Origin of the sequence: Veillonella sp. (genome assembly GCF_019414865.1) — a bacterium.
In the GTDB taxonomy this organism is placed as follows: domain Bacteria; phylum Bacillota; class Negativicutes; order Veillonellales; family Veillonellaceae; genus Veillonella.
Genome location: NZ_DXLG01000047.1, coordinates 4,748 through 11,824, shown reverse-complemented (window position 1 = coordinate 11,824; position 7,077 = coordinate 4,748). Strand labels below are relative to the sequence as shown.

Below are 7,077 nucleotides of genomic sequence, written 5' to 3'. Positions count from 1 at the left end.
TCTATAAATTTACCTTTATAATAACAAACATATGTTTGAAAATACTCTGTATTTTTGTTATACTAATCATAGAAATTCTTCTTTTCATATTTCTTATAGAGTCTAGTGGTTTAGCGGTTTGAGGAGGTGTTGATATGGGTTCAGCTGATACGGATCGGATGTATATGTGCATTGATTTGAAGAGTTTTTACGCGTCTGTGGAGTGCGCTGATTTGGGGCTGGATCCGTTTACAACGCCTTTGGTAGTGGCCGATGGGTCTCGTGGCAAAGGGGCTATTACGTTGGCTATTTCACCGGCCTTAAAAAAGTTAGGCGTTAAGAATCGCAGTCGTCTTTTTGAGATTCCTCCGCACATTGAATATTTAACGGTAAAGCCCCATATGAAGCGGTATATGCAGGTATCCGCTCAGATTTATGGGACCTTGCTCAAGTATGTGGCACCGGAGGATGTGCATGTGTACTCTATCGATGAGTATTTCATTGATATAACTCCTTACTTGCCACTTTACAAGAAAACGCCTCGTGAGCTAGCGCAGATGTTACTTGATGCAGTGCTCAAGGCGACTAACATTTATGCTACTGTTGGAATTGGAACGAATTTATTCCTCGCCAAAATTGCTCTCGATATCCTCGCAAAACATGCACCTGATTTTATAGGGTATCTTGATGAAAGCCTCTTTAAAGAGAAAATTTGGTATCATCAGCCGTTGACCGATATTTGGCAGATTGGTAAGGGTATAGCCAATCGTTTGCACAAGTATGGCGCTTATGATTTACATGGCATCACCATGGTGCCAGAGGCTAAGTTATATAAGGAGTTTGGCATTAATGCAGAGCTCATTATCGATCATGCTTGGGGGCGTGAGCCGTGTACGATTGCAGATATTCATGCGTATCGTCCTATTAAGCATTCCATCTCTCATAGTCAGATTTTATTGCGCAATTATTCCTATGAAGAGGCCTATGTGCCTATGCGTGAAATGGTAGAGTCCTTGGTACTAGAGCTGTTACAAATCAAAGGGGTTACGAACCATATTCATGTTCATATTGGTTATGCAGATGATATGGTGCGCTCTACTGGAGGTTCTAAAAAGCTTAAGCAGTACACTGATTCATTGCAAACATTAACGACGGCAGTAATTAAATTATATGAACAACATTGCCATAAAAATGAACTCATCCGTCGTATAGGCGTAAGCTTTGAGGATTTAGTCAACCGCTCTGCTATTCCTCAAGAGGTAGATTTGTTTAGCGCCCTTGCGACGGATGAAGAAGAAAAGGAACGGCAAGTCCATGAGGCGATGCTGTCTATTAAGGAGCAATTCGGTAAGAACTCTATTCTGCGTGCCTCCAGCTTGCAAGAGGAAGGGACAATGCGCTTTAGAAATACCTTGGTAGGTGGCCATAATGGGGAATAAATAGTGTAATGGATACCATGGTAATTGAACGAAGGACAACAATTGAAAATAGATTAGTCGCATAAGGGGAGGTATACATTAATGAAACATCGTATGTCTCGTTTGCAACGAGCAAAACAATTTATGCCCTTTGCGGCATTAAAGGGATTTGAAGTATTACTGGCAGCTGTGGCACGGCCTAAAGAGCATCGTGTAGAGCTATCGGAGGATCAAGTAGATGAGTTAAATAAGGTTTTACAGACTATACATTGCGGAGAATGGGTGCGAATTGTTTACTACAATAAACAAAGATATACAGAGCTTATAGGGGCTGTTGATATGATTAGTGCGCAAATGCAAATTATATCTGTTCAAGGCATAGATATTCCCTTTAGATCTATTAAGGAATTGAATCTGTATGATATGACAATATAAAGAGTTGTCTTTATATATGGTTTAAGGGCTAGAGTTAAGGTGTGATTCGGTATACAATGATGAAAAGGGTTGTAATTTAATTATATTCTCGTATAAAAATACCCTATATGATTAGCTGTTATATGACTATATATACTCTTTGTATTGTTTTATGAGAAAGGCGGTATCTGTAATGCATGAGGTCATATCATTACTTATCAATCGCTATGATTTTTTCCTCCAGTTGTTATGGGAACATATAGAAATTTCAGTATTAGCTTCTGTTATTGCTACCATCATCGGTGGATTATTGGGTGTGTTTATATACGAATATAAACGGCTAGCTGCGCCCGTTATGGTAGTGGTTAATTTCCTATATACGATTCCATCTATATCGATGTTAGGCCTTTTGTTGTATGTATCGGGTGTTGGTAATACGACCGCTATCATTGCATTGGTTATCTATGCCTTATTACCGATGGTACGAAATACATTTACTGGTCTTAACCAAATTGATCAATCTATGTGTGAAGCGGGAATTGCGTTAGGGCTTACGCGGATTCAACGTTTGTGGAATATAGAGATTCCCTTGGCCATGCCAACTATTATGGCTGGTATACGGACTATGCTCGTTATGACCATTGCCTTGACAGGTATTGCATCCTTTATTGGTGCTGGTGGCTTAGGTGTGGCGATTTATAGGGGGATTACAACGAATCAAAGTGCTTTGACAATTGTAGGCAGTCTACTGATTGCCCTATTAGCCATTACCGTTGATGCTCTCTTTTCTTTAGGTGAAAGAGTAACGCGTATTAGCCCTCATATGAAGCGCTATACGATTATATTTGTTTCGATTATGACGATAATTGCAATGGGTATAGGTGGCTGGGCTATGTATTGCCGTCATGTGAAGACCGATGTTATTCATATTGCAACGAAACCTATGACGGAACAGCTTATTTTGGGGAATATCTTAAAAGAATTAATCGAGAAGAAGACTGATCTAACCGTAGAGGTTACAGAAGGTGTAGGTGGTGGTACATCAAATATTCAACCAGCTATGCTTTCCGGCCAATTTGATATATATCCTGAATATACTGGTACGGCTTGGTCTGCTGTGCTAAAACGTACAGATACGTATGATGAAAGTCTATTTAATGAGCTTTCACAGGCCTATAAAGAGAAATATAATTTTGAGTGGGTCGGCATGTACGGTTTTAATAATACCTATGGCATAGGAGTGCGTAATGAAATTGCTCAGAGTTATGGCGTAAAAACGTATTCGGATCTTGCTCGTATAGCACCATCCCTAACATTAGGAGGGGAATATGATTTCTTTGGACGTGAAGATGGCTATGCTGGATTACAACGCGTGTATGGCATGAGTTTTAAAGCTACTAAAGATATGGATATAGGGCTAAAATATACGGCTATTGGTCGTGATGAGGTGGATGCAATGCCGATATTCACGACTGATGGTCAATTAAGTATTACACCGATTACGGTGTTACAAGATGATAAACATTTATATCCATCTTATATGTCTGGTAATGTGGTGCGTAGCGAAGTATTGATTGCTCATCCTGAACTGCGCCCTGTATTAGAAAGTTTGAATCATACGATTACAGATCAAGAGATGGCGAAGATGAATTACGCCGTTGAAACGGAACACCAACTGCCAGCTGATGTAGCACATAAATTCCTGGTAGAACGAAATTTGATATAAGGTGAATATAGTTAGAACTAAAGTAAATAAAATTTAATATATGTTGAATATGATTTTATATTGACAATTAATCTCCTTTGATGTAATATAAACATATGAACAGGTATTCATATAAATGAAAATATCTGATGAAAAATGTTTAGGAACATATATAACAAGATATGAAACAAGATATGTCTAATAAGTATTAGAAAAATATTACCTATTAATTTACAATACAGGATAGAAGCTTTCACCATTATCAAAGGAGATATCATGGAAGAAACATTGTTGTTGAAGGATTTGAACTGTGCGAACTGCGCAGCAAAAATTGAAGATCGTATCCGTAAAATGGATGTTGTAGAGACTGCAAATTTCACAATTGCTACACATCAATTAAAATTAACCGGCTCTTGGGAAGACCGAGAAGCTCTTAAACGTGACATTCAAGAGATTTGTGATGCCATCGAAGAGGGCGTAACCGTAGCTGATTATGAGCGTAAATCTAAAGCGGCTGTGGATGACCATGGTCATGATCACGACCACGGCAGTGAGGCAGTAACAATTGCAGTTATCGTAGCAGGCTTGTTATTTATGCTCTACGAAGCGTTGACTACGGTTGTTCCGTCCATCAGCTTGCCAGAGTCTATCGAAACTCCAATTTACTATATTGCCTATATTCTCCTTGCGTTCCCTGTATTGCGTATCGCAGGTCGTAATATCCTAAAAGGTGAAGTATTTGATGAAAACTTCTTGATGTCTATCGCTACATTGGGTGCTATTGCTATCGATGCATTGCCTGAAGCCGTAGGCGTTATCTTGTTTTACCGTATTGGTGAGTTCTTCGAAGAAAAAGCAACAGATCGTAGTCGTACAGAAATCATGAACGCTGTTGATATGCGTCCTCAAGAGGTGCGCGTTGTAGATACAGACTGCGGTGGTGAAATCGTAGTTATGGCTCCTGAGAAGGTTGAAGTAGGCTGGACTATCGAAGTTCGTCCTGGCGATTTAATTCCTCTAGACGGCACAGTGCTTGAAGGTGAAACTCGCGTTAACACCGCGCCTGTAACAGGTGAGCCTGTTCCTGTTCGCGCCGTACCTGGCACTCAACTTATGTCTGGTTGCATCAATGAATCTGGTCGCATTACGATGCGTGTAGATAAGGTTCTTGAAGAATCCATGGTTACTAAAATTCTTGATGCCGTTGAAAATGCAGCATCTTCTAAACCTAAAATCGACCGTTTCATTACGCGTTTTGCTCGCGTATACACACCAATCGTTGTAGCTCTTGCATTGGCTGTAGCTATCATTCCATCCCTTATTACAGGTGAATGGCATAAATGGATCTACACAGCCTTAACATTCCTCGTTATTTCTTGCCCATGTGCATTGGTGCTTAGCGTGCCACTTGCATTCTTCTCGGGTATCGGTAATGCGTCTAAACACGGTATCTTGCTTAAAGGTGGTCGCGTTATCGAGGCCTTGGCTAATGTGAAAGCAGTAGCTCTTGATAAAACTGGTACTATTACATCTGGTGAGTTCAAAGTTCACAACGTAGAAACTGTAGGCTCCCATGTAAGCTCTGGTCAATTGTTATCCATGGCTGCAGCTATCGAAGCCGTTTCTACGCATCCAATCGCAACAAGCATTGTTTCTGAAGCAAAAGATCAAGGTCTTACAGTGGAACCTTCAGATTTCGTTCAAGAATTAGCTGGCGAAGGTATGGTTGGTATGACAGATGGTCAACAAGTACTTGTTGGTAACCGTCGTCTTATGGAACGCTATAATGTTCAAGGCTATCCAACAGAACCTGCTGAATACGGTACAGAAGTTCTTGTGGCAGAAGGTAATACATACTTAGGTCGTATTATCATCGCTGATGAAGCTCGTCCTGATTCCGCAGAGGCTATCGCTAATCTTAACGGTCAAGATATTAAAACTGTTATGCTTACAGGTGATGCTGAAGCAAGTGCAAATTACATTGCTAAAAAAACTGGCGTAAGTGCTGTACGTGCTCAGTTGTTGCCTCAAGATAAATTGTCCGTTGTACAAGATATTCGCTCTGAATATGGTCCAACCATGTTCGTAGGGGACGGCATCAACGATGCTCCAGTACTTGCTGGTGCTGATGTTGGTGGTGCGATGGGTAGCGGTGCTGATGCGGCTATCGAAGCAGCAGATGTTGTGTTTATGCGTTCATCTTTGACTGCTATTGCACACGTTCTTGACTTGTCCAAAGCGACATTACGTGTAGCATGGCAAAACGTAGTGTTCGCTATTGCTGTAAAAATCCTTATCATGGCGCTTGGCCTCATGGGCTATGCATCCATGTGGTGGGCAGTATTTGGTGATACTGGTGTATCCATCCTTTGTATCTTGAACTCTGTTCGTATCTTGCGCCGCAATTAGGTGAAAGCAGAGTTTATAGCTCTGTAGAGGAACGAAATAAATTACATTATCCTGATCTGAATGATTAGGGCGGATATAAATAACCTCTAGGTTAGTAACTGACTAACTTAGAGGTTATTTTATTTGTGTGGATTAAACATTTACGATACTTTTACTATATACATTTGTACATCATAAATAGACATAAAACTGTATATGTATGTTCTAGATACACAAAACTTTCACAATTGAATTGAATAATAGCTATAAAATAGTATATAATTTATTAGATGATTACTATAAGTTCGTTGGAAGGAGGGATAGCATGATTACGGTGTATAAACATATAGAAGAAGAGTTAGTTTCCGATAGCACTGTATCAGATGCCACAAAAGGTTCTTGGGTAAATTTGGTGAACCCAGACCCCGATGAGTTATCCCTTATCAATATTTTGACGGAAATCCCAACGGACGTTTTAAAGACCGCTCTCGATATGGAAGAACGTTCTCACGTGGAGTTAGAGGATAACTATATCTTTATCGTTATTAACATTCCGGTTATCCGCGGTAACGATATGTATGATACAGTACCGCTTGGTATTTTCTTGACGCCAGACTTCTTCATTACTATCTGCTTAGAAGAGTCCGAAGTATTGTATCCATTCATTTCTAATCAGATTTCTACGTTCTATACATACAAAAAGACGCGTTTCTTATTCCAAATCTTGTATCGCACAGCGACAATGTTCTTGCGTTACTTGCAACAAATCAATCGTCGTACCGACGATATTGAAATCCAATTGCGTCATACTACAAAGAATAAAGACTTCTTCCAATTGTTGGAATTACAGAAATCCATGACATACTTTACATCTGCATTGCGCACGAATGGTACAGTTATGGAACGTCTATTGCGCTTGCGTGGTCATAGCTCCTATAAACACCTCCTCAAGATGTACGAAGAGGATGAGGACTTACTTGAGGACGTTATTATCGAAAATAAACAGGCCATCGAGATGGTTGAAATGTACTCAAATATTTTGATGAACATGATGAACGCCTTTACATCCATCATTTCTAATAACCTTAACTTGGTTATGAAAATGTTAGCAACCTTAACGATTGCCATGGCGGTTCCGACCATCGTATTTAGCTTGTGGGGGACAAACGTGCC

General features: G+C 40.0%; 5 protein-coding genes. All 5 read left to right on the top strand.

Annotated features, from left to right (window positions below):
• The first annotated feature begins 134 nt into the window (after window positions 1-134).
• Window positions 135-1,418: a DNA repair protein gene (locus QZ334_RS04465; RefSeq protein ID WP_295232288.1), complete on the top strand. Its 1,284-nt coding sequence runs from the start codon at window positions 135-137 to the stop codon at window positions 1,416-1,418.
• An 81-nt stretch (window positions 1,419-1,499) separates the two neighbouring features.
• Window positions 1,500-1,832, top strand: a complete 333-nt coding sequence (locus QZ334_RS04460) for a YolD-like family protein (RefSeq protein WP_060923691.1) — start codon at window positions 1,500-1,502, stop codon at window positions 1,830-1,832.
• 172 nt (window positions 1,833-2,004) lie between these two features.
• Complete coding sequence (locus QZ334_RS04455; RefSeq protein WP_295232285.1) at window positions 2,005-3,537, top strand: glycine betaine ABC transporter substrate-binding protein; 1,533 nt, start codon at window positions 2,005-2,007, stop codon at window positions 3,535-3,537.
• Window positions 3,538-3,792: 255 nt separating this feature from the next.
• On the top strand, window positions 3,793-5,925 hold the full coding sequence (locus QZ334_RS04450; RefSeq protein ID WP_295232282.1) for a heavy metal translocating P-type ATPase: 2,133 nt from the start codon (window positions 3,793-3,795) through the stop codon (window positions 5,923-5,925).
• Window positions 5,926-6,229: 304 nt separating this feature from the next.
• Window positions 6,230-7,077 (top strand): magnesium transporter CorA family protein (locus QZ334_RS04445; RefSeq protein WP_295232279.1); only part of this gene is annotated, 848 nt, incomplete at its 3' end.